The organism is Actinomyces sp. 594 (genome assembly GCF_019325145.1).
In the GTDB taxonomy this organism is placed as follows: domain Bacteria; phylum Actinomycetota; class Actinomycetes; order Actinomycetales; family Actinomycetaceae; genus Actinomyces.
Genome location: NZ_PIZC01000048.1, coordinates 144,950 through 168,157 on the forward strand (window position 1 = coordinate 144,950; position 23,208 = coordinate 168,157).

Genomic DNA, 23,208 nt, shown 5'->3' on the forward strand with positions numbered 1-23,208 from the left:
TGATTGCCGGGGCGGGCCGCCCGGAGTCGAGCGCCGTCGCCAGGAGCCGCAGCGCTGCGAACTCATGCGGGGGTATCGGATCGGGCAGGGAGTCCAGCGCGAACCACTCCAGGCCTCCGCATTTAGCAGGCTCCTGGATGGTGGGGACGCCGTACCAGTGGGTGAGAGTGAAGAAGAAGTCAACGCGCTGCTCCAGTGCCGGCCCGCCGACCGCATTCGAGCGGTGCATGGCGGTCAGCGGCAGCAGCTCACCCGGGGCGATGACGACGCCCATCTCCTCGGCGCCTTCCCGTACGGCAGCCGCGGTCACCGACTCGCCCGGCTCGACGTGTCCCGCGATCCCGGCAGCCCAGTGCCCGTCCATGAACCCGGTGTTGCGGCGCAGCTGTAGCAGGACCTCGGTGTCTGCGGCCGGACCGGGGCAGGGACCGCCGTGGGGGCGATGCTCCCGGCTCACGCGGGTGGGACGTCCATCTAGCGCGGATGCGACGGTGTGCTCGCGCTGGCGTAGCAGCAGCACGTAGGCGGCTGGTACCAGGGCGAAGGGAGCGGGGTCAGGACCGGAAGGACGGGGGAGTGCGGGCATGGGCGCACGCTAATGCATCGCCTGCGGTGCGGCATTCACGCCGGAGCCCTACGGGGGACACAGGCGGCGCACAAGGGGGACGGCCACAGTGGTCGGTGACCAGTAACCCGGCGCTGCGGCGACGGCCGACTCGCGCGCCGTCCGGGCAACGCCGCACCTAAAGGAGACCCCCATGCGCTTTGGCGCTACTACCGAATACCGTACCGACCGCGAACCCGGCGACGGCAGCCGCCTCCACGCGCGGCGCCGTTCCATGCTGCTGGGCGGACTCGGCCTGGCCGCGGCCGGCGCACTGGCCGCCTGCGGCTCCTCCAGCACCTCCACGTCCACCGCCTCGCCCGCTACCGGGGGCGCCACCGCCGCGGCGGACGCCGCCACCGCCGACGAGACGCCCGCTACCGGCCCGGAGTACCACGAGGCATCGGAGTCGAACACGGTCCTGTCCGCAGGCTCCTGGACCGGCACCATCGGTGACAAGGAGATCAGCCTGAGCGGTGCCTACCTGGTGGATGGCATCGAGGCGACTATTGACGGCGGTACCTTCGAGTCCACCAGCGCCGACGAGGCTGTTTTCCTGGTGGTGAATGGAGGCAGCCTCACTGTGGCCAATGCCCGCATCAACAAGTCCGGCGACGCCTCCACCGATGGCGAGCACGGGGTGGATGACTCCTACAGCTTCTACGGGCTCAACTCCGCCGTGGTGGTGGTTGGCGCGGGCAGCAGCGCCAGCATCGGCCAGACCGCCATGACTACCGATGCCTCCGGCGCCAACGGGGTAGTCGCCACCGGCGGCGCCACCGCCGAGGTCACCGCCAGCGCCATCGCCACTACCGGCGAGTCCTCCCGTGGCCTGCACGCCACCTACGCCGGAGCGATCACCGGCGCCGACCTCACCATCACCACCGAGGGCGCCCACTGCGCGGCTGTCGCCACGGACCGCGGTTCGGGCACCGTGACGGTAGACGGAACCAACAACTTCACCACCGCCGGCGACGGCTCACCCTGCATCTACTCCACCGGCGAGATCACCGTCTCCGGCCTGACCGGCACCGCAGGTCAGGGGCAGGCGATCGTGGTTGAGGGCAAGAACCGCGCCACCGTCTCCGACTCGACCCTCACCACCGACTCGGAGACCGCCGGCGTCATGCTGTACCAGTCCATGTCCGGGGACGCAGCCGACTCCGATGCCGCCACCGAGGCCTCCGCGCTCGCGCTTACGAATGTGTCCCTGACCTGCAGCCGGGACGTACCGATCCTCTACGTCACCAACACCACCGCTGAGGCCACGCTCACCGGCTGCACCCTGGAGACCTCCGGCGGCCTGGCCATGGCCGATGAGGACCGCTGGGGCAACTCCGGCTCCAACGGTGGCAATCTGGCGCTGACTCTGGACGCCACCAGCTTCGGCGGCGCCATCAGCGCCGGCAGCAGTTCGTCTATCACTGTCAGCACGACCAACGGTGGTTCTGCTACCGGCACGACCTCCGGTGACGTCACCGTCGCCTGACGCCGCGGCTCGCAGGGCCTCTTGCGGCGTGCTTGGCGCGCCTGAGGCCGACACCTGTCATGGAATGCACCTCTTTCTGCGTCTGCTTCCCGAGGGGTATCCCCGCTCACCGCAGAATCATGCGATTCGATGCGGTGTGCCAGGGGCTGTTGCGGTTGAAAGTGGTGCATTCCGTGACAGGCGTACCTTGCCTAGCGGCCGCGGTGTGCCGCGGACACCGGCGTGGGCGTGTAAGCGGCGGTTACACGGGCGAGTAGGGGAAGGCCCTTGCCGTGTAGCTGGCATTCTGTTTGGCGTTGACGCGCTGACCGAGCTGCGGCACGGCCTTTGGCGGGTGAGCTAGCCAGTAGTAGGGAATTGGAGGAATTCCACAAGTTGCGCTCGCGGATACGGGCGGCAAACGGCGGTGTGTCATGGGCGCAGATGACCCTACGGTGGTGACATGAGCACAAACATGCGCCCTGCTGCCAGCCTCGAGGCCACCCCTGCCACCGCCGTACCCCTGATCCGCCGCGTGGCCCGCGAGGCCGCGCTCATCGTCGGTGGCGCCGCCGCCATCGCCCTGATCGGTCAGGTCGCCCTGCCGCTGCCCTTCACTCCAGTGCCGGTCACTCTCGGCACCCTTGCCGCCCTTGGCGTGGGCGGAGTCCTCGGTTCTCGCCGCGGCCTGGCCGCCGTGGCCCTGTTCGCCGCCGCAGCCGCCTTCGGCGCACCGGTGCTCGCTGGCTGGAACGGCGGCGTCACCGCCTCCTTCGGCTATGTGCTGGGGTATGGGCTGGCGGCGCTGCTGGCCGGCAGAGCTGGGGCCGTGCTTGTTGACCGTGGTGCAGGCGCTGCGGCCCTGCGCGCGATGGCGTTGCGGGTTGGCCTGATGCTCGCAGCCTCTGCGCTCGTGTACGTTCCCGGGCTCGTCTGGCTCCACGCCGCCACGGGAGCTTCCTGGGGCGTCACCGTTTCCCTGGGTCTCATGCCGTTTATCGTCGGCGACCTGCTGAAGTCCCTGGTTGCCGCACTGCTGCCCCGCCCGGCTGCCCTGCGCTGACTGGTGCTTCTCCCGGATCCTGAGAATGTCTGCTCGCCCGGAGGTGAGTGGCGATAGGACTACAGCGTGAACAGTCCAGCTGACTCCCCAAACACTTCTCAGCCTGTAGACCCGCGCCCGGCGGGGGCGGGACGCAGCGACGAGGACCGCTCGGCCTATATTGCCGTGACCGTCTTCCCGCTGCTGATCCTGCTGGCCTTTGCCGCCGCGATGCTCGCCCCCGAGGCGCTCAGTCCGCTGGCGGCGGGCACCAACTACGCCCTGGGCATCATTATGTTCGGCATGGGCCTGACCCTGACGGTCCCCGACTTCGCCCTGGTGGTGCGTCGGCCCCTGCCGGTTCTGGTGGGAGTGGCCGCCCAGTTCGTGGTCATGCCCATCATCGCCTGGACGCTGACCCGCATCTTCCAGCTGGACCCGGCCCTGGCCGCCGGCGTCATCCTGGTCGGCTGCGCGCCCGGCGGCACCTCCTCCAACGTCATCTCCTACCTCTCGCGCGGTGATGTGGCGCTCTCGGTGACCATGACGTCCATCTCCACCCTGCTGGCCCCGCTGATGACGCCGCTGCTGACCCAGTGGCTCGCCGGGCAGTACATGCCCGTCGACGCCGGCTCCATGGCGCTGTCGATCGTGAAGATCGTGCTGGTGCCGGTCATCGGCGGCCTGGTGATACGCGCTCTCCTGGGGCGGTATGTGGAGCGGCTGCTGCCGGTCATGCCCTGGATCTCGGTCCTCGGCATTTGCTACGTGGTGATCGCGGTCGTCTCCGGCTCGGCCGACAAGATCGCCTCCGTCGGCGTGCTGGTGGCGCTGGTGGTTGTCCTGCACAACTGCCTCGGCTACCTGCTGGGTTACGGGATCGGCTGGATCACCAGCCGCAATGAGAAGGCCTCACGCACCACCGCCATTGAGGTAGGCATGCAGAACTCCGGCCTGGCCGCGGGCCTCGCCGCCCAGTACTTCAGCCCGGAGGCGGCCCTACCCGGTGCGGTCTTCTCCATCTGGCACAACCTCTCCGGCGCCGTGGTAGCCGCCCTGTTCCGCCGCCGGGACGCCCGCGCCGCCGGCTGAGGCATTGCGCGACGACGGCGGGCACCCACCTGCGCGGTGGGACACCGCACTCGGGCCGAGCGAAGGTGGTGGGTTCTCGCGGATTCTCTGAAGCGAGCGGCGGGTTCGCGCGTGAGTAGCCCAGATCTGGGACCTGCTTCCGACCCGGTGGCGGGAATGTGGTATAGGTTACTTGCGCGGCCGGAAGTGGCCGGTTCTGCGCCGTCCATCGTTGGACATAACCCCCGGCTTTGACGTCCGGGGTGTCAGGCGCGTTTCGAAATGCGGGTATCGTGAGACGGTCCGTTCGGTCCCAAGGTCGCCCGCGGGTGGCTGTGTCTGGGCGGCACTGTCCGTAGCCGCACCGGAATCGGCTCCCACGCGGAGTCCGGGCCTCCGGCGGCCCGCCAAAGAGAAGACCGCATGTTTCCGTACCTAATGCGCAGGCTTGCGAACTACGCGATCCTGTTGTTCATAGCGACGTCACTGGCGTACTTGTTGGCATCGGCGTCCTTGGACCCCGCCAACAACTGGAACCGCGAGGACCCGTCGCTGAACTGGGATGCGATCAACGCTGCTCTCGTCCAGTACAACATCAGCTCGGACATGCCCGTGTGGGGCCGATACGTCACCTGGCTCCGTGAGGTGGTCACTTCCTGGGACTGGGGCGTCACCCCAAAGGGTGAATCGATCAACGCGTTGCTGGGAACGAAGATCGCCGTGTCGGTACGGTTGGTGTTCCTGGGCGCCATGATCGGCATGGTCGGTGGCGTGGCCCTGGGCGCCTGGACGGCGACCCGCCAGTACAAGTTCTCAGACCGGGCGATCTCCCTGCTCGCGATGATCGTGATCTCCACGCCGGCGATGGTGCTGGCGATTCTCCTGCAAGTGCTCGCCGTCCACATCAACCGGACCACCGGCTACCAGATCTTCGAGTTCACCGGTGAGGGCGAGGGTTTCCTGGGGCGGGCCCAGCACCTGCTGCTGCCGACGCTCTCAATGTCGCTGGGGTCAATCGCCTCTTACTCGCGTTACCAGCGCAACCTCATGCTCGATACGCTCGGCGCTGACTATGTGCGCACCGCCCGCGCCAAGGGGCTGCGCAAGCATCAGGCCGCCACTCGCCACGCCCTGCGCACCGCTCTGATCCCCATGGCCACCTACTTCGCCTTCGCCTTGGCCGGCCTGTTCACAGGTGCGGCGATCACCGAGCGCGTCTACGGCTGGCACGGCATGGGTGAGTACTCAATCAACTCGATCTCGAGCTACGACATCAACGGGGTGACCGCCGTGGTCGCGTTCTCAGGCCTGTGCACATTGGCCGGTGCGTTGCTGTCCGATGTCTTTGTCGCGATCGTTGACCCACGGGTGAGAGTGAGCTGACCGACATGCATGGCTCGACTAACGAACCAGACGGCGCCGTACAGCCCGATACGGAATCGACCGCCAACTTGAGTGGCACAGGGCAGTCCGCCATGGACCAGCCGGGACAGGCACCGGTAACCGTCGCGGACGGCGGCAACCTTCTGGACAACAACCCCAAGGAATCTAGGCGGCTTACCCGCGGGCGCATCATTCTGCGCCGCTTCCTGCGCAACAAGACCGCCGTATTCGGAGCTGTTGGCATCCTGGCCCTCGCACTGATGGCGATCTTCGGCAACCGTGTTGGTCAGTGGTCCTACACGGACGTCGACTCGAAGGCATTCCTGCAACCGCCCAGCGCCGACCACTGGTTCGGCACCACCCAGGGCGGACGCGACGTCTTCGCCATGGTGGTGGAGGGCACCCGCAAGTCGATGATGATCGGAGTGTTCGTGGCCCTCCTGCAGACCAGTATCGCCGCGATCATCGGTTCCTCCGCCGCCTATTTCGGCGGCTGGTGGGAGAAGGTCGCCCTGTGGGCCACCGACCTGCTGCTGGTGGTGCCGTCGTTCCTGATCATCGCGATCCTGTCCCAGAAGGCGGGGGCTGCCAAGGGATCGACCGCCCTTTTGATTGTGCTGCTGGGCGGATTCGGCTGGATGCTCACGGCACGCGTGGTGCGCTCGCTGACCCTCAGCGTCAAGAACCTCGACTACGTCAATGCGGCACGATTCATGAACGTACCCAGCCCCGTCATCATCGTCCGCCACATCATCCCCAACATCGCCTCACTACTGATCGTCGATGCCACGCTCAACGTCGCCTACGCGGTGCTCAGCGAGACGACGCTGTCCTACTTCGGTTTCGGTGTGCAGGCGCCGAACACCTCCCTGGGCACATTGATCGCGGAGGGACAGCGCTCCGCAACCACCTACCCCTGGATCTTCTTGGCGCCCGCCGCGGTGTTGGTGTTCATGCTCGTATGCGTCAACTTCATGGGAGATGGGCTGCGTGACGCCATCGACCCCTCGTCCAAATCCGGAGGCAAGGCATGAGAGCGACACGGCGCAACCGGGATACGGCCGCCAAGGCACAGGACTTGCCGGATCGGGAGGCTGATGCCCCGCTGCTGGAAATTGCAGATCTGCACGTCTCCTTCCCCTCCGAGAACGGCCGGGTCCACGCGGTGCGCGGCATCGACCTGACAGTTAGGCGCGGGGAGGTGCTCGCCCTCGTGGGTGAATCGGGCTCCGGCAAGTCGGTTACGTCCACGGCTGTCATGGGACTACTTGACGAGACCGCGGATATTTCCGGGTCGGTGCGTCTGTACGGCACCGAGCTGCTCGGGCGCAGCGACGAGTACATGTCCAAGATCAGGGGCACCCAGGTCTCTATGGTTTTCCAGGACCCGCTGTCCGCCCTCACGCCCGTGTACACGGTTGGGGATCAGATCGTCGAGGCGCTGAAGGTCCACAACCCGGACATGCCCGACGCCGATGCCAACAAGCGGGCGGTCGAGCTGCTGGATCTGGTGGGCATCCCCAATCCGGAGGTGCGTTTTAAGGCCTATCCGCACGAGTTCTCCGGAGGCATGAGGCAGCGCGCCGTGATCGCCATCGCGATCGCCAACAACCCCGATCTGATCATCGCCGATGAGCCAACCACGGCGCTGGACGTGACCATTCAGGCGCAGATCCTCGATGTTCTGCGCACGGCGCAGAAGGAGACCGGCGCCGGCGTCATCATGATTACTCACGACCTGGGGGTCGTGGCCGGCATGGCCGACCGGGTCGCCGTCATGTACGCGGGGCGGGTTGTCGAGACCGGTAACGTCGACGACATCTTCTACCGCTCGCGCATGCCCTACACGATCGGGCTGCTCGGGTCGCTTCCCCGCCTCGACGCCAAGAAGGACTCCGCCCTGGCAACCCTTGAAGGCGCGCCGCCCTCGCTGCTGGAGGCGCCCACCGGCTGTCCATTTGCGCCGCGGTGCCCCATGGCGGTCGCGGAGTGCCTGGACGGCGAACCCGATCTGGTCCCGGTCCGCGACGACGCCTTGCCATCTGACTCCACTGCCGCTGAGCAGCAAAAGTCCGCCTGCCGTCGCTTCCCGGAGATCGAGAAGAACAACCTCGACTACACGGACATCTTCCCGGTCCCCTCCCTCAAGACCGCCGATGTCATGAACCTGCCCCACTCACAGCGCCCCGAGGTGCTGCGGGTAGGCGGCCTGGTGAAGGAATTCCCGCTGATGAAGGGTGCGGTGTTCAAGCGGCGCGTCGGCACCGTGCACGCGGTGGACGGCATCTCCTTCGATGTGCGCCAGGGCGAGACGCTGGCAATTGTTGGCGAGTCGGGCTGTGGCAAGACCACCACGCTTATGGAGGTGCTCAATCTGCAGGCGCCGCAGGACGGCAAAATCGTTGTCTTGGGCAGGGATACTGCTGCGATCAGCCGCGCTGAACGCAAGCAGATCCGCCGCGATTTGCAGGTCGTCTTCCAGGACCCCATGGCGTCCCTGGACCCGCGTCTGCCCATCTACGACATCATCGCGGAGCCACTGCGCGCCAATGGCTGGAGCAAGCAGCAGGTCGGTCCGCGCGTCGAGGAGCTCATGAAACTGGTGGGGCTCGAACCGAGCCACGCCAACCGCTATCCCCGCAACTTCTCCGGCGGGCAGCGCCAGCGCATAGGCATCGCCCGGGCTCTGGCCCTGGAGCCGAAGCTGCTCGTACTGGACGAGCCGGTCTCTGCTCTGGACGTGTCCATTCAGGCCGGCGTCATCAACCTGCTCGACGAGTTGCGTGCGACCCTGGGGCTCAGCTACCTGTTCGTGGCCCACGACCTGTCCGTGGTGCGGCACATAGCCGATCGCGTGGCCGTCATGTACCTGGGCAAGATCGTCGAGATCGGTGACGTCGATGCGGTGTTCTCCGCGCCGGCTCACCCGTATACGCAGGCACTGCTCTCGGCCATTCCGATTCCGGATCCGGCGAAGGAGCGCACGCGCAGCCGCATCATCCTGGAGGGCGATCTGCCGTCCCCGGCCAGTCCCCCCTCGGGCTGCCGCTTCCGCACTCGCTGCCCCAAGTTCGCGAACGAGCTGAATGAGGAGCAGAGAAAGGCCTGCCTGGAACGAATGCCGGACTTCACCGGCGAGGGTGAGGACCACGAGGTCGCCTGCTACTACCCAGAGCGTACCGCTGTGTTCTGACGTCATCAGCGAGTACCTAGCCCGGAGCAAGGTAGTAGTGACCAAGAACTACGAAACTGCAGGTCACACGATGTCGCAAGCAGGATGCGACTGCTGCAGATGAACGTATGATGTACACCATGCCCACGGCTTGACTGCGGCGGCAGCGTAGCGCCGCCCTGTCCAACCATCCGGATCCATCTCGAATCGGAGCTTTGATATGAACATCAACCGCCGCTTGTTCCTTGCCGGCTCGGCCTCCGCGGCAGTCATGGCCGCCCTGGCCGCCTGCGCCAAGAACACCGAGTCCAACTCGAACTCATCTGCCGATGCAAACGCCGAGATCGACTTCGACCAGGCGATGAATCGCCAAGAGCGCTCCTCCCTGCAACAGGGTGGCACCCTCAACTTCGCCATTTCCAACACCATTGCCAATTGGAACTATCATCACGCCAACGGCGTTAACGTCAATCTGCGTAATATTCTGGACTTCGTCTCCCCCTACCTCCTCGACTGGGCGGATGACGGCACCCCGACCGCGAACCCCAACTTCTACACCACCTTCGAGGCTGAGGATGTGGATGGCAAGACCGTCGCCACTGTGGCCCTAAATGAGAATGCCGTCTGGGGCAACGGGCGTCACATGGACTCCGAAGACATTGAGGCCTTCTTCGCTCACGCCGATGACCCCGAGTATCAGTGGGCCTCAACGGATGGTATCGCCGACGTTGAGTCTGTCGACATTATCGACGATCTGACCGCTAAAGTGACCTTCAAGTCGATTTTCCCCGACTGGACCAATCCGCTATCGTCCCTCTTTCCGAAAGAGCTATTCGTGGACGCCAAGACCTTCAACGAGTCGATGGCGGGCGCCGGCGCTTTCAACAACGACTACTTCGCCGGCCCCTTCAAGGTGGACTCCTACAACGAGTCCCAGCAGCTGGTGACCCTGGTCCCCAACGACCTGTGGTGGGGCGAGGCCCCACTGCTGGATAAGGTAACCTTCCGCGTCCTGGACCCTGCAGCCGAAGCGACCTCATTCGCGAACAAGGCGATCGACGTTATCGACTACATCATCTCGGCAGACGTTTACAACCAGGCCGCCGGGCGGGAGGATGCCGAGATCCGTCAGAACTTCGGCCTGCAGTGGCGGCATTTCACCATCAATGCGGCATCCGGTCCACTGGCGGACAAGGCTGTGCGTCAGGCGGTCCTGCGTGCCTGTGATCGAGCCGCTATTGCCTCCTCCGACCTGGCGGGACTGCCGATCGAGGTCGATGACGTGTTGCTTGGTAATCATTTCTTCATGCCGCCTCAGGAGGGCTACCAGGACAACTCGGGTGACTGGTCCTACGACCCCGACGCCGCCAAGCAGCTGTTGGATGACGCCGGCTGGGTAGAGGGGGCTGATGGCGTACGCGAAAAGGACGGTCAGCGCCTTAGCTTCACCTTTACGGTTCCCTCTGGGACTCAGACTACGGAGAATGAGGCCAACCTGCTGCAGAGTCAGCTCAGCGAGGTTGGTATTGAGATGAAGTTGGACCCGGTTGACGCCAATAGCTATTTCCCCGAGTACATCAACGCCAAGAACTATGAGATGACCGCCTTCACCTGGGAGGGTACTCAGTACCCTATGGCCAACATCGGTCAGATATACGGCTCGAGTTCTTTGAGTAACTACACGTCCCAGTCGATCCCGGAGATCGACGACTATGCTGCAAAGATTGCGTCGACTCCGGATCATGATGAGCGTATCCGCATGACCAATGAGTGCGACGTGCTCATCTGGGAGAACGTCATGAATTTCCCCATCTACGAGCGCATGCAGTTCACGGCCGTCCCGAAGAACCTGGCGAACTTCGGGGCCAAGGGCCTGGCCTACTTCCGTTCCGAGAACGTCGGTTACATCTCCGAGTAAGGGAGCCACGGGGCATTGCCCGCGGTCGTGATCCGCTCACTGACAGGTCGTGCTGGCACCCTGCTGACGGGTGCCGGCACGACCTGGGCCGTCATTACGGTTTGGCTCGCCGACGGTACTCGCAACGGGCTGCAGGCCCTGGGCTGCGGCCTGTTCCTGATGCTTGCGGTTTGGTGCTTGTGGTGGGCGCCGCAGCTCACCATCGCGGACGCCGGCATCACTGTGCGTAACGCATGGCGCACGCATACTGTCGGCTGGGATGAGGTGGAATCTTGCCGCACCCGCTGGGGACTGGAGATCATCACCGGATCCGGTCATACGGTCAAGGCCTCCGCCGCGCAGCGTGCAGGTGGGTTGTCGACATCCTTCCGCAGACGCCAGGAGTTGCGGGAGCGCGAACTGCTTGGAAGGGGCGGCCGCACGGGGCGGTACGCCTCCGCGCGCCGGACGGTGCCAGAGGAGTACCTAGCGGAGGGTGATTCCGTGTATCGCACCCGGATGGACGCCGATGCGGCGGGCGATCTCATCGCCGCATACCAAGAGGCCATTCTGGCCCGCAACAGCCGCCCCGAGCGGAAACAGTCCGAGACCAGGCAGATGAGCTCGCGGTGGAACCGCGCCCCCGTGGTGGCAGCGACCATCGCCGCCGTAATACTGCTGACGGGAGTGCTCTGAGCCGCCCCGGTCGCCGCCAGATCACGGGTCAACAGAGGTGAGCGGCCGCACAGGCCGCATGTCGCGCCTGTCATGGCCTGTCCGGCCGCAGTAGCGGTACCCTGCCTGAGTTTGTGCGCCCGCGGGCGCTTACCAAATGGAGGAAAGAGCCCACATGACTGTGCGCCAGGACCTGCGCAACGTCGCCATCGTCGCTCACGTCGACCACGGCAAGACCACCTTAGTCGACGCGATGCTCTGGGAGGCCGGCGCCTTCGGCAACCGCGCCACCGAGGAGAACACGACCGAGCGCGTCATGGACTCCGGTGAGCTGGAGCGCGAGAAGGGCATCACGATCCTCGCCAAGAACACTGCCGTCCACTACGCCGGTCCCGCGGCCATCGATGCGGGTCTTCCCGCCGGTATCACCATCAACGTCATTGACACCCCCGGCCACGCCGACTTCGGCGGCGAGGTCGAGCGCGGGCTGTCCATGGTTGACGGCGTCCTCCTGCTCGTGGACGCCTCCGAGGGCCCCCTGCCTCAGACCCGCTTCGTGCTGCGCAAGGCCCTGGCCGCCTCCCTGCCGGTCATCCTGGTGGTCAACAAGGTGGACCGCCCCGACTCTCGCCTGGACGAGGTCGTGTCCGAGACCACCGACCTGCTGCTCTCGCTCGCCTCCGACCTGGCCGATGAGCACCCGGACATCGACCTGGACGCCGTGCTGGACGTGCCTGTGGTGTACGCGTCCGCCAAGGCCCGCCGCGCGGACACCGTCAAGCCCGCCGACGGCGAGCTGCCCGCATCCAAGAACCTCGAGCCCCTGTTCCGCACCCTTATTGATCGCATCCCCGGCCCCTCCTACGACGAGTCCGCCCCCCTGCAGGCGCACGTGACCAACCTCGACGCCTCCCCGTTCCTGGGGCGGCTCGCGCTGCTGCGCATCCACTCCGGCACCCTGCGCAAGGGCCAGACCGTCGCCTGGGCCCGCCACGACGGCTCCCTCACCTCCGCCCGCGTCTCCGAGCTGCTGGTAACCGAGGGCCTGGAGCGCAAGCCCGCCGAGGAGGCCCACGCCGGTGACATCGTCGCCGTCGCCGGTATTGAGGACATCACCATCGGCGAGTCCCTGGTCGACCCTGAGGACCCGCGGCCCCTGCCACTGATCAAGGTGGACGATCCCGCCATCTCCATGACCATCGGTATCAACACCTCGCCGATGGCCGGCCGCACCAAGGGCGCCAAGGTCACCGCCCGGCAGGTCAAGGACCGCCTGGACCGCGAGCTGGTCGGCAATGTCTCCCTGCGCGTGCTACCTACCACCCGCCCCGACGCCTGGGAGGTGCAGGGCCGCGGTGAGCTGGCGCTGGCGATCCTGGTGGAGCAGATGCGCCGCGAGGGCTTCGAGCTGACCGTAGGCAAGCCGCAGGTGGTTACCAAGATGATCGACGGCAAGCGCCACGAGCCGGTCGAACGCATGACCATCGATGTGCCCGAGGAGCACCTGGGCGCCGTCACCCAGCTCATGGCCGCCCGCAAGGGCCGCATGGAGACCATGGCCAACCACGGCACCGGCTGGATCCGCATGGAGTTCCTGGTGCCCGCCCGCGGCCTGATCGGCTGGCGCACCCAGTTCCTCACGGAGACCCGCGGCACCGGCATTGCCTCGTCCATCTCCGAGGGCTACGAGCCGTGGGCGGGCCAGATCACCGCCCGCACCTCCGGCTCCCTGGTCTCCGACCGCGCCGGCGCCGTCACCGCCTACGCGCTGATCCGCCTGCAGGACCGCGGCACGTTCTTCGTCGAGCCCGGTCAGGAGACCTACGAGGGGCAGGTCGTGGGGGAGAACCCCCGCGATGAGGACATGGACGTCAACGTGGTGCGGGAGAAGCAGCAGACCAACATGCGCTCCTCTACTGCCGACGTCTACGAGGCGCTCACGCCGCCGCGACGCCTCACCCTGGAGGAGGCCCTGGAGTTCGCCTCCGAGGACGAGTGCGTGGAGGTGACTCCGGATGCCGTGCGCATCCGCAAGGTCATCCTCGACTCCCAGGAGCGTTTCAAGGACGCTGCCCGACGCCGTCGCGCCGGTGCCTGAGGTGGAGGGATCTCACTGCTCCACCAGGAGATGCGCCTCATGAGCCAGACCCCGCCCGACGTCGGCGCCCGCGCCTCAGCGGGCCCGCACGCCGACGCTGTCCCCGACTCCGCCGAACCGGTCGCGGCACTCGGCGGGACCGCTGCCCGGGGCACCCGTGCGATCGTGCGTCCACTGCTGGCCGCACTCGGCGCCACCCTGGCGATCGCCTGGCTGGGACTGGCCTGGGCGACCACCCGGACCCTGGCCCCGGGCTCGTCGGTGTCCGGCGTGGACGTCTCCGGCATGACTCGTGCCCAGGCTGTGGCTGCCGTGGATACCGCCATCGGCGCCCAGCTTGAGCAGCCTGTCACGCTCACCGTCGACGAAGCCACCGACACGCTCATCCCCGCCAGCTCCGGCGTGAGCGTGGACGCCGCCGCCAGCGTCGACCGGCTCACCGGCCCCACCCTCAACCCACTCACGCTGGTAAGGAGGCTAGCGGGCACCGCCGTCGACGCCGTCACCCGGGTCGACTCCGACGCGCTCACCCGCGCCCTCAACGCCCGCCTGGGCACGCTGGCCACCGGCACCGCCGACGCCGTCGTCACCCTGGACGGCACCACCCCCGTGCTCACGCCCGGGTCGGTAGGCACCGGGCTGAACGTGGCGGAGAGCGTGAGCGCCCTGACCGGCGCCTGGCCGCTGGGGGAGACCACCATCGCCCTGGCCGCAGGCACCGCCAACCCTGCCGTCACCGACGCCGAGGCCCAGGAGTTCATCGACACTGTCCTGACCCCGCTGCTGAGTGACGACATCACCGTCACCACCGCCGGCGCCGGCACGGACGCCGCCGGCACCAGCATCCTGGCCCCAGAGGCGCTCGCTGCCCTGACCGACATCGACTCCACCGACGGCGTCCTGACTGCCACTCTCGACGCCGAGGCGCTGCACGCCGCGGTCCTCGCCGACCTGGGCGGGGACATTGAGGCGCCCGCCACCGACGCGACCTGGACCATCGACGGCAACCCCGATACCGCCGTGGACGCCACCCCCGTCTACCACCCCTCAGCCACTGGCACGGGAATCGACCCCAGCACTCTGGCTGAGGCAGTCCTAGCCGCCGGCACCGAGGCCGACGGGGATCGCACCGCCACCGCGACCGTGGTCGTCCTGCAGCCGGAGGTGACCATGCCGGAGGAGGAGTGGGGGATCGTCGAGATCGTCGGCGAGTTCTCCACCCCCTACGTCTCCCAGTACGGGCGCGACCAGAACCTCCAGCGCGGCACCGAGATGATCAACGGCACCCTGGTGCCGCCGGGGGAGACCTTCTCCACCACCGACGCCCTCGGTCCGGTAGACCTCGAGCACGGCTATACCTACGCCGGCGTAGTCACCGATGGGCAGCACACCGACGCCATGGGCGGCGGCCTGTCCCAGGTGGGCACCACCGTGTTCAATGCCGGCTTCGAGGCCGGCATGGACGATGTGGAGCACTGGCCCCACACCTACTGGTTCACCCGCTACCCGGCCGGGCGCGAGGCCACCATCTGGACCGGCGTCAAGGACGTCAAATGGCGCAACTCCACCCCGTACACGGTGCTGGTGCAGGCCTGGGCCGGCGACGGCGAGGTACACGTGCGACTGTGGTCCACCCCCTACTACGAGGTCACCATCACCGAGGGTGAGCACACCAACTACCGGCCCTACGCCACTGTGTACGGCTCCGGGCCGGGATGCGAGCCCTACGGCGGGGGCACGCAGGGATTCGACGTCACCGTTACCCGCACCCGCAGCCACGATGGCGAGAGCCTGCCCGACGACGTCCTGACCACTGCCTACGACTCCGACAACCCCGTGGTGTGTCGCTGAGCTCAGCTGCGGGTGGCCGGCGGACGGGGCCGCGGCGGCACCGAGGACGGCGGGATCGGCGTCGGTGCCCGCAATTCGCACACGGCGCGTGACGCAATACGACTCGGGCGAGCGGGAGAATCCGGCGGACTTGCTGACACCTTGCGCGGCTGTTGGGCGCAGCGCCACCGCGGGGAGATACTTGGATACGCAGATGCGCCCGCGGCCCCGCGCGGCACGCCTGGAGACAGAGAGGAAGCAGTCAATGACCTATGTCATCGCTCAGCCCTGCGTGGACGTCAAGGATCGTGCGTGCGTGGACGAGTGTCCGGTCGACTGCATCTACGAGGGTGAGCGCAGCCTGTACATCAACGCCGACGAGTGCGTTGACTGCGGCGCCTGCGAGCCGGTGTGCCCCACCGAGGCGATCTTCTACGAGGACGACGTCCCCGAGGAGTGGGAGGACTACACCCGGGCCAACATCGACTTCTTCTCCCTCAAGGGCCTGGGCTCACCGGGCGGCGCGCAGAACGTCGGCCCGCAGGACTACGACGATCCCATGATCGCCGCCCTGGAGCCCCAGAACGAGGAGTGGAAGGCCGCCAACGGCTACTGAGCCCGCACCCTTCACCGAGACCGGCACCAGTAACACACCGAGACCGGCACTAATGACGTGCCGAGACCGGTAGAACTGGCTCCGCGAGCGGCACTTGTAACCTGTTGCCGAGACGGAGCGTAAGATACGTTTGCAACGTTGCTGGCAGCTCCCTGAACCTTAGTAGGTGACATGTTCGAGGTTCGTCCGACCGTGAGAACACTCAAGGCACTGCCTGCGGAGTCATACAGCGGCCCAATCCCGGATGCGATTCGTCGTTCTCGATGGAAGGACCTCGCCGATGTGGATATCAGCCAACTGCCGCACCCGTTGATCGACGCCGGCAAGAAGGCGCTAGCCCGCGGAACGGACCGGCATATCAAGGCGAGTGCCGCTGCGGGAAGGCCGGTCTTGGAGCTACGTACCCGTGAAGGTGCGGCGTGGCGCGGGGCAATGATCGTCGACGACGATGGGATCGGCTGGATTGTCTATGCGCAACGGCATGATCGGTTCCACTCCGCTGTCGCAGGCCAGCTGGAGGCCGCTCGCGCGCACGACTGGATGCCAAGGCCGGTGGATCGCACTCTTCGAAGACGGGAACAGGCTCGAGCCGAGATTCGTCGGTGGCGCATACAGACGCTAGCGGCAATCATCGGGGCGGTTGGCGCTGCGGTGGTGGCTGATGACCACAGCAGTGAGCTCTTGGTGCAGCGGGAAGAACCCAGACTAGACGCATCCGCGCGTTTAAGTATCTTCTCGTCGACGATAACGGTGTCAGTTGCGGCAGACCTGCCTGAGGTCGATGCGGCTCCAGGCTTGCGAGGCGAGGCGCTCCTGGACGTGGTAGTCGTGACAAGGCGGGCGGAGGACAAATTGCTGAGCACCACCATTGCCGAGGCGGTGACGCTTTTGGCCGGTCATCGACGTCCTGACGCCGTTACGCTCCCGGACGGCTCAGGTGTCTACTACGATTTCATCGTCCCGGCGTCTCGGTTGCAGTGGCTTGTGGCGGTGGAGTCCGCAGATGAAGTGGGCGAGCTGGCGGAGACGGCCCTAGGTGAGCGTCTTCGGCCTACGCATCTTCATTACACCCGCAAGGAACTGGTTGCTGAGAGCGCGGTGGAAGGGCGAGCTGTGCGGGCCCTGTGCGGCGAGTGGTTCGTTGTCAGGCGTGACGAGGGCCTACCGGTGTGCGAGGCCTGCGAGACGAGGCTGCCAGTTGCTCGCCTTGTGGCCGAACGGCTGCGCTAGCTGTTCGGCCACAAGGCGAGCAGATCAGGCCTCCTCGAGCTCGGCGAGGTCCTCGGCGGACAGCGGCGCGATCGCATCCACGGCCTGCTTGATGGTGCGGTCGCGGTTGGCCAGGTCTTCCGCCAGCTGCGCACTAGCGCGTTCGCGACGGTCGAGGTAGTCGACCAGGGCTGTTGCCGGAATACGGCGGTCCTTGCCGACGTAGTGGAACTTCAAGAGGCCGGAGTCCATGAGCTTGTACACGCTCGGACGGCTCATGCCGAGAGCTGCTGCCGCCTGATTTGGGGTGACTGGACGGTCGAGACTGAGTGCTGCGACGTCGACGCCGCTGCGCAGGGAAGCCAGTATGTTCTCCAGCAGGATTGCCAGTGGCGATCCCTGGGGGAGGCTGTGTGCGGCGCCGAGCAGGACGTCCATGCTCTGCTCATTAACGGAGGCGGCGTTAACGGTTGTTACGGTGTTGGTCTTAGTGGCCATCGGGGTCTCCTTGGACGAGCAGCAGGCGCTGCGTCGCCTGCGATAAATGTAGCAGATGCATCAGGTGTAGCAAGTGCTTGGGGGGTATCGGACGATGAGACGCCTCACGCTGTCGCCCGCTAGATCGCTGCTACGGAGGCGAGAACGCGACACAATGGCGGCGTGAACGCCTCCACGCCCGCCGTCCCGGACCCCGCCGCCTCTGCTCCAGCGGCCCTGCCCCGCCCGCTCGCCCTGCCCGACTTTCCCTGGCACTCCCTGCGCCCCTACCGGCAGCGCGCCTCCCAGCACCCCGACGGCGTCGTCGACCTGTCTATTGGCACGCCCGTCGACCCCACCCCGACCGTAGCCCGCGAGGCACTCGCCGCCGCCGCGAACGCCCCCGGTTACCCGCCCGCCGACGGCACGCCCCAGGCGCGTGCCGCCATCATCGACTGGATGCGTCGCCGCCGCGGCGTGCCCGGCCTGAGCGACGCCGCCGTGATCCCCGCCATCGGCTCCAAGGAGTCCGTGGCCCAGCTGCCGCTCCAGCTCGGTGCCCGCCCCGGCGACCTCATCGCCCACCCGCGCGCCGCCTACCCCACCTACGACGTCGGTGCCCGCCTGGCCGGCGCCACCCCCGTCCCCGTCGACACCGCCGCCAACCCCGACACCTGGGAGCTGCCCGAAGGCCGCCTCGCCGCCATCTGGCTCAACAGTCCCGGCAACCCAGACGGGCACGTCCTCGGCGTCGAGCAGCTCGCGTGCATTGTCACCTGGGCGCGGGCGCGCGGCGTCGTCGTCCTGTCCGACGAGTGCTACGCCGAACTCGCCTGGGAGGAGCCCTGGGCCACCGTCGGCGTCCCCAGTCTCCTGGACCCACGCGTGACCGGCACCGGCCCCGACGGCGCGCCGGACTTCACGGGGTTGCTCGCCCTGTACTCCCTGTCCAAGCAGTCCAACCTCGCCGGCTACCGGGCCGCCTTCCTCGCCGGCGACCCGAACCTGGTGGCACCCGTCACCGAGGTGCGCCGCCACACCGGTATGCTCCCTCCCGCCCCCGTGCAGAATGCCCTGGCCGCCACCCTGGCCGACGACGCGCACGTGGCGGCCCAGCGGGCGGTCTACCGGGCCCGGCGCGAGGCCCTGCTGGAGGCGACCGCCGCCGTCGGCCTGGTCAATGACCCCGAATCCGTGGCGGGCCTGTACCTGTGGCTGAGCGGGCCTGCATCCATGAGCGCGTGGGACCTGGTGGGTGCCTTTGCCGAACTGGGGATCGTCGTCGCCCCCGGGGACTTCTATGGAGCGGCCGGTGCCGGGCACGTGCGCATGTCACTAACCGACACCGACGAGCGGGTTGCCGCCGCCGTACGCCGCCTGCGCGCTCCCGAGGCGGCCGCGCGATTCGCGGGCTGACGGGCGGGGAGTCCTGTGCTGCCGGTTCTCGCCCGGGTGAACTGACCGGGGCGACGACGGCGCCCGCGGGCCGGTAAGGTTCCCGGCAGACAGGTCCGGGGCCGCGCCCGCAGCCCCGCCGTCGCCAGCAAGGAGACACTTATGACCGAAACGCCCACTGACCTCCGCGCCCAGGACGCCCCCGGGATGCTTACCGTCGGAGAGACCAGCCTGGAACTGCCGCGCGCGCTGGCAACCGAGGGCTCCGCCGGGCTCGCCATCGGCAAGCTGCTGGGGGCCACGGGCCTGGTCACACTCGACCCCGGCTTCACCAACACCGCCGCCTGCACCTCTGACATCACCTACATCGACGGCGCCGCCGGCATCCTGCGCTACCGCGGCTACCCGATCGAGGAGCTGGCCAAGTCCTCCACCTTCCTGGAGGTCGCCTACCTGCTGATCAACGGGGAACTGCCCGACCCGGAGACCTTCGAGCGCTTCCAACGGCGCATCGGCCGTCACCGGCTGCTGCACGAGGACTTCCGCAGCTTCTTCACCTCCTTCCCCTCCTCCGGGCACCCCATGGCGATCCTCCAGGCGGGCATCGCCGGCCTGGCCACCTACTACGAGGACACCCTCAACCCGCACGACCCCTACGAGACCGAGCTGGCCACCGTCCTGCTGCTGAGCAAGATGCCGACGATGATCAGCTACATCGCGCGCCGCGCCATCGGGCTGCCGCTGCTGTACCCCGACCCCAAGCGCGGTTACGTCGAGGACTTCCTGAACATGACCTTCGGCATGCCCTACCAGGCCAGCGACATCGATCCCACCGTGGTGCGTGCCCTGGACATGCTGCTGATCCTGCACGCTGACCACGAGCAGAACTGCTCCACCTCTACCGTGCGCCTGGTGGGTTCCTCGGACGCCAATATGTACGCCTCCGTGGCTGCCGGCGTCGGCGCCCTGTCCGGGCCGCTGCACGGCGGCGCCAACGAGGCCGTGCTGCGCATGCTGGACACCATTCAGTCTGAGGGCATGAGCACCTCCGAGTTCGTCCGCAAGGTGAAGAACAAGGAGGACGGCGTGCGCCTAATGGGCTTCGGGCACCGCGTCTACAAGAACTACGACCCACGCGCTGCCCTGGTGAAGGAGACCGCGCACGAGGTGCTCACACGCCTGGGTTCCAAGGACGGGGACCGCAAGCTGGAGATCGCCATGGAGCTGGAGGAGGTCGCCCTGTCCGACGACTACTTCATTTCCCGCAGCCTGTACCCGAACGTTGACTTCTACACCGGCCTGATCTACCAGGCGATGGGCTTCCCCACGAAGATGTTCACCCCCCTGTTCGCGCTCGGGCGCCTGCCCGGCTGGATCGCCCAGTACCGGGAGATGATGAATGACCCGGCCAAGCGCATCGGTCGCCCGCGCCAGGTGTACACCGGCGAGGTGGAGCGCCACTACGTGGCCATGCACCGCCGCAAGCGCGTGCGCGAGTACCTCGACACCCGCGTCGGCGAGCCCACCCTGGACCGCGTCCCGCGCGTGTGAGGGCCTTACGCCTCCTAACGTGCTAGCTGGGTTCGTCAGCGGCAACGCTGGAGCTGACAACAAAGTTTGCGTCGGTAGCAAACGGGATCTTCGCGTTTGAGGGTTCGGTGGACGGGTGGATCGGCGGTGCTTCGGCGAGTGGTGGATGGCGTGCGTGTTCCGGCGGCGCGGCGGGTGGGGAGTGTGGTGTGGCGATCTTGCTCGAGGGCCGTTCTCGGGCTAATGAGGTCGTTTTCGCCGTGCGGAGGTCGTTCTCGGGTTGGTGAGGTCGTGCTCGGTCGGGCGCAGGGGGTCGTTTTTGGGTTGGCGAGGTCGTATTCGGGCGTGTGAGGTCGTAGTCGACTAACCCGCGCTGGCCGAATACGACCTCATTCGCCCCACACCCTCCACATCGTGGAGGGTTTCGGGCCCACGAGGACGTTTTCGCCACACGGAGGACGTTCTCGGGCTGACGAGGTCGTTTTCGCCGTGCGGAGGTCGTACTCGGGCGTGTGAGGTCGTAGTCGACTACCCGACGCCGACCGAATACGACCCGCGCTGTTGGGCGTGGTGGCCGCCGTGTCGTACTCGACCACCTGATGGGCCGGTTCTCGTCAAACAGGGTCCCGAACACAACCAACACCAACAGCCCCAGCTCAAACCCCCCACACCCACAAACACGAAGAGCCAGCAAACGGATGCAGGGCCTTGAGCGCGTTTCTTGACCGCTTGGACTCACGTGGATCCGCTGAGGTCCTAAGGGGACGGGTGCAGTGTTTGCCGCGGATTTAGACGTGGGGAATGCATGTGCCTGCTTCGGTGCGGCTGCCGACTCTGATGGGCCGGCAGCCGGCACGTACAAGTCAGAGGAAGGCTCCGTTGCACACCTGGATCACCTGGCCGCGCACGGCCCGGCCCATCTTTGAGGCCAGGAACAGACAGGCGTAGGCCTGGTCCATGGGGTCACACTCCGGTCCGGGGAAGTAGACGTAGTGCTGGGAGTGCTCCAGCATCTTCTTTCCTCCGGGCTGCTCGCCGGCCTTGTTGGCCTCATGCGCTGGCGTCACCGTAGCGCCGGGGGCGACGGCGTTGCAGCGGATGTCAGTGTCGTTGAGCAGCATTGCCACGTTCTTCGTCAACGTGTTCAACCCGCCCTTGGTGGAGGTGTAGGCGGCGCCGCAGAAGGGGCGCTCGCCGTTGACGGAGGAGATGTTGATGATGCAGCCCGCGTTCTTGGGCCGGAAGATCTTCAGCGCCTCGCGGATATAGCGCATAGGACCGGCCAGGTTGGTGTTCATGACGTAGAGCATCCAGTCATCGTCGGTATCGTCGATCGTCTTCTGCTCGCCGATGCCGGCATTGTTGATGAGGATGTCCAGGTCGCCGAACTCCTCCAGCACGCGGGCGAAAACCCGCTCGGTGTCTTCCAGGCTGGTGACGTCGGCCACGATACCGATGGCCTGCCCGCCCTTGGCGCGGATGCCCTCCACGACCTCTTCCAGTTGCTCAGCGTGGCGGGCGGTGATGGCGACGGCGGCCCCCTCCTCGGCGAACAGCTCCGCCATTGTGCGGCCCATGCCGTAGCTGGCGCCGGTGATCAGCGCCACCTGGCCCTTAAGCATCTGTGCTTCCATGACGACCTCGTCTCTTTCAGTCCGGGCGCAGTGGCAGGCGCATGTCGCCTACTGCTTCACCCGGCGCCCGGCATCGGCCTTGACCTTAAGTGGTGCGGACGGGATCGTGCCTGGCCCTGGTAGTACTCCTCAGTGGTAGTGACGCATGCATCGGAGTCGTGCTGGAGCAGACGTATGGGGTGGGCGTCCCATCACCTTATGGCTTGACGTGAGGTGAGGCTAAACTCTCCTGCATGGAAGATCAGCGTCCTACTTCCGAGACCGCCGCGTCGGCGGCTGCGCCCGCCTACGCGGCGGAAGCGCCCCTTCCGTACGCCAACCGCCCTTTGGCCACTGCCCCCGGTCACTGGGTGCTGGCCCGCGCAGGCAAACGCGTGCTGCGCCCCGGAGGGGCGGCGCTGTCCACCGCCATGCTGGCTCGCGCCCGCCTGTCCGGCGCCGACGTTGTTGAGCTCGCCCCCGGACTGGGGCGCACCGCCGCGGAGGTCATTGCCGCACGCCCGGCCTCCTACACGGCCATCGACCGGGATCCCGACGCCGCCCGGCGCGTGGCCGCCGTCGTCGGCGACCGCGGCAGTGTCCGCCGGGGAGAGGCCGCGCAAACTGGCCTGCCCGACGCCAGTGCCGACGTCGTCATCGGCGAGGCCATGCTGAGCATGCAGGGGGACAAGGCCAAGGCGGCGATCGCCGCGGAGGCGGCCCGGGTGCTGCGCCCCGGCGGACGCTATGCCATCCACGAGCTGGGCGTGGTCCCGGATGACATAGACGCGGCCCACTACACCGAGCTGCGCAAGGACCTGGCGCGCGCCATCCACGTCAACGCCCGCCCCATGACGGTGGCGGCCTGGCGGCAGCTGCTCGAGGACGCCGGGCTGGTGGTCTACTGGGCGGACACCGCCCCTATGGCCCTGCTCAAGCTCAGCCGCAACCTGCGAGACGAGGGCCTGGGCGGCTTTGCGCGCATCGCCCGCAACGTCATCTCCGACCGGGAGCTACGGCAGCGCATGCTAGTGATGCGCCGCACCTTCAAGCGCTACGAGCAGGACATGGTGGGCGTCGCCCTGGTGGCCCACAAGCCTGAGTAAAGCCGAACGTCAACGCCTGCCG

The 23,208-nt window shown here is 67.0% G+C and carries 18 protein-coding genes; 15 read left to right on the forward strand and 3 right to left on the reverse strand.

What is annotated here, in order from left to right:
* A partial coding sequence (locus GZ998_RS08400; RefSeq protein WP_219109584.1) for an NUDIX domain-containing protein occupies positions 1-586 on the reverse strand: 586 nt, incomplete at its 3' end.
* 172 nt (positions 587-758) lie between these two features.
* Between GZ998_RS08400 and GZ998_RS08405 the strand changes: the two genes are divergently transcribed.
* From GZ998_RS08405 to GZ998_RS08460, 12 genes are all read left to right on the forward strand, one after another.
* Positions 759-2,093 (forward strand): hypothetical protein, encoded by a 1,335-nt coding sequence (locus tag GZ998_RS08405; RefSeq protein WP_203234015.1) that lies wholly within the window; start codon positions 759-761, stop codon positions 2,091-2,093.
* A gap of 442 nt (positions 2,094-2,535) precedes the next feature.
* A complete protein-coding gene (locus tag GZ998_RS08410) occupies positions 2,536-3,135 on the forward strand; it encodes a biotin transporter BioY (protein ID WP_162679135.1) in 600 nt (199 codons plus the stop codon).
* A 159-nt stretch (positions 3,136-3,294) separates the two neighbouring features.
* Positions 3,295-4,206 carry a bile acid:sodium symporter family protein gene (locus GZ998_RS08415; RefSeq protein ID WP_308807195.1) on the forward strand — a complete coding sequence of 304 codons (912 nt, stop codon included), beginning with the start codon at positions 3,295-3,297 and terminating at the stop codon, positions 4,204-4,206.
* 402 nt (positions 4,207-4,608) lie between these two features.
* Positions 4,609-5,568, forward strand: a complete 960-nt coding sequence (locus GZ998_RS08420) for an ABC transporter permease (RefSeq protein ID WP_161923646.1) — start codon at positions 4,609-4,611, stop codon at positions 5,566-5,568.
* A gap of 92 nt (positions 5,569-5,660) precedes the next feature.
* Complete coding sequence (locus tag GZ998_RS08425; protein ID WP_202616258.1) at positions 5,661-6,602, forward strand: ABC transporter permease; 942 nt, start codon at positions 5,661-5,663, stop codon at positions 6,600-6,602.
* Complete coding sequence (locus GZ998_RS08430) at positions 6,599-8,761, forward strand: ABC transporter ATP-binding protein (RefSeq protein WP_162679134.1); 2,163 nt, start codon at positions 6,599-6,601, stop codon at positions 8,759-8,761. The genes GZ998_RS08425 and GZ998_RS08430 overlap by 4 nt, the downstream gene beginning before the upstream one ends.
* Positions 8,762-8,960: 199 nt before the next feature.
* Positions 8,961-10,658 carry an ABC transporter family substrate-binding protein gene (locus tag GZ998_RS08435; RefSeq protein WP_161923649.1) on the forward strand — a complete coding sequence of 566 codons (1,698 nt, stop codon included), beginning with the start codon at positions 8,961-8,963 and terminating at the stop codon, positions 10,656-10,658.
* Between the two features lie 15 nt (positions 10,659-10,673).
* Positions 10,674-11,333 carry a PH domain-containing protein gene (locus GZ998_RS08440; RefSeq protein ID WP_162679133.1) on the forward strand — a complete coding sequence of 220 codons (660 nt, stop codon included), beginning with the start codon at positions 10,674-10,676 and terminating at the stop codon, positions 11,331-11,333.
* 154 nt (positions 11,334-11,487) lie between these two features.
* Complete coding sequence (gene typA / locus GZ998_RS08445) at positions 11,488-13,410, forward strand: translational GTPase TypA (protein WP_162679132.1); 1,923 nt, start codon at positions 11,488-11,490, stop codon at positions 13,408-13,410.
* 39 nt (positions 13,411-13,449) lie between these two features.
* Positions 13,450-15,261, forward strand: a complete 1,812-nt coding sequence (locus GZ998_RS08450; protein ID WP_162679131.1) for a VanW family protein — start codon at positions 13,450-13,452, stop codon at positions 15,259-15,261.
* A 244-nt stretch (positions 15,262-15,505) separates the two neighbouring features.
* Positions 15,506-15,856 carry a ferredoxin gene (gene fdxA, locus GZ998_RS08455; RefSeq protein WP_161923653.1) on the forward strand — a complete coding sequence of 117 codons (351 nt, stop codon included), beginning with the start codon at positions 15,506-15,508 and terminating at the stop codon, positions 15,854-15,856.
* Positions 15,857-16,027: 171 nt separating this feature from the next.
* Positions 16,028-17,086 (forward strand): DUF3039 domain-containing protein, encoded by a 1,059-nt coding sequence (locus GZ998_RS08460; protein WP_219109585.1) that lies wholly within the window; start codon positions 16,028-16,030, stop codon positions 17,084-17,086.
* A gap of 24 nt (positions 17,087-17,110) precedes the next feature.
* Here the strand turns inward: GZ998_RS08460 and GZ998_RS08465 are convergent, their stop codons facing one another.
* On the reverse strand, positions 17,111-17,563 hold the full coding sequence (locus tag GZ998_RS08465) for a helix-turn-helix domain-containing protein (protein WP_161923654.1): 453 nt from the start codon (positions 17,561-17,563) through the stop codon (positions 17,111-17,113).
* Between the two features lie 162 nt (positions 17,564-17,725).
* Between GZ998_RS08465 and dapC the strand changes: the two genes are divergently transcribed.
* Together dapC and GZ998_RS08475 are read left to right on the forward strand one after the other, a co-directional pair.
* Positions 17,726-18,958, forward strand: a complete 1,233-nt coding sequence (gene dapC / locus GZ998_RS08470) for a succinyldiaminopimelate transaminase (RefSeq protein WP_308807190.1) — start codon at positions 17,726-17,728, stop codon at positions 18,956-18,958.
* Between the two features lie 141 nt (positions 18,959-19,099).
* Complete coding sequence (locus GZ998_RS08475; RefSeq protein WP_161923656.1) at positions 19,100-20,488, forward strand: citrate synthase; 1,389 nt, start codon at positions 19,100-19,102, stop codon at positions 20,486-20,488.
* 842 nt (positions 20,489-21,330) lie between these two features.
* On the opposite strand, the gene GZ998_RS08480 is transcribed toward GZ998_RS08475, so the two are convergent.
* The gene (locus GZ998_RS08480; RefSeq protein ID WP_219109586.1) at positions 21,331-22,101 is read right to left on the reverse strand and encodes an SDR family NAD(P)-dependent oxidoreductase; all 771 of its coding nucleotides are present in this window, start codon (positions 22,099-22,101) and stop codon (positions 21,331-21,333) included.
* A gap of 233 nt (positions 22,102-22,334) precedes the next feature.
* Here GZ998_RS08480 and GZ998_RS08485 point away from each other — a divergent pair, with 233 nt between their 5' ends.
* On the forward strand, positions 22,335-23,186 hold the full coding sequence (locus GZ998_RS08485) for a class I SAM-dependent methyltransferase (protein WP_219109587.1): 852 nt from the start codon (positions 22,335-22,337) through the stop codon (positions 23,184-23,186).
* Positions 23,187-23,208 lie beyond the last annotated feature (22 nt).

Bases quoted from the DNA above. Each gene is read 5' to 3' on its own strand.
- GZ998_RS08405 (WP_203234015.1), top strand. From the start codon at position 759: ATGCGCTTTGGCGCTACTACCGAATACCGTACCGACCGCGAACCCGGC.
- GZ998_RS08450 (WP_162679131.1), top strand. From the start codon at position 13,450: ATGAGCCAGACCCCGCCCGACGTCGGCGCCCGCGCCTCAGCGGGCCCG.
- GZ998_RS08475 (WP_161923656.1), top strand. From the start codon at position 19,100: ATGACCGAAACGCCCACTGACCTCCGCGCCCAGGACGCCCCCGGGATG.
- GZ998_RS08410 (WP_162679135.1), top strand. From the start codon at position 2,536: ATGAGCACAAACATGCGCCCTGCTGCCAGCCTCGAGGCCACCCCTGCC.
- GZ998_RS08480 (WP_219109586.1), bottom strand. From the start codon at position 22,101: ATGGAAGCACAGATGCTTAAGGGCCAGGTGGCGCTGATCACCGGCGCC.
- typA (WP_162679132.1), top strand. From the start codon at position 11,488: ATGACTGTGCGCCAGGACCTGCGCAACGTCGCCATCGTCGCTCACGTC.
- GZ998_RS08465 (WP_161923654.1), bottom strand. From the start codon at position 17,563: ATGGCCACTAAGACCAACACCGTAACAACCGTTAACGCCGCCTCCGTT.
- GZ998_RS08460 (WP_219109585.1), top strand. From the start codon at position 16,028: ATGTTCGAGGTTCGTCCGACCGTGAGAACACTCAAGGCACTGCCTGCG.
- GZ998_RS08435 (WP_161923649.1), top strand. From the start codon at position 8,961: ATGAACATCAACCGCCGCTTGTTCCTTGCCGGCTCGGCCTCCGCGGCA.
- fdxA (WP_161923653.1), top strand. From the start codon at position 15,506: ATGACCTATGTCATCGCTCAGCCCTGCGTGGACGTCAAGGATCGTGCG.
- GZ998_RS08425 (WP_202616258.1), top strand. From the start codon at position 5,661: ATGGACCAGCCGGGACAGGCACCGGTAACCGTCGCGGACGGCGGCAAC.
- GZ998_RS08430 (WP_162679134.1), top strand. From the start codon at position 6,599: ATGAGAGCGACACGGCGCAACCGGGATACGGCCGCCAAGGCACAGGAC.
- GZ998_RS08420 (WP_161923646.1), top strand. From the start codon at position 4,609: ATGTTTCCGTACCTAATGCGCAGGCTTGCGAACTACGCGATCCTGTTG.
- GZ998_RS08485 (WP_219109587.1), top strand. From the start codon at position 22,335: ATGGAAGATCAGCGTCCTACTTCCGAGACCGCCGCGTCGGCGGCTGCG.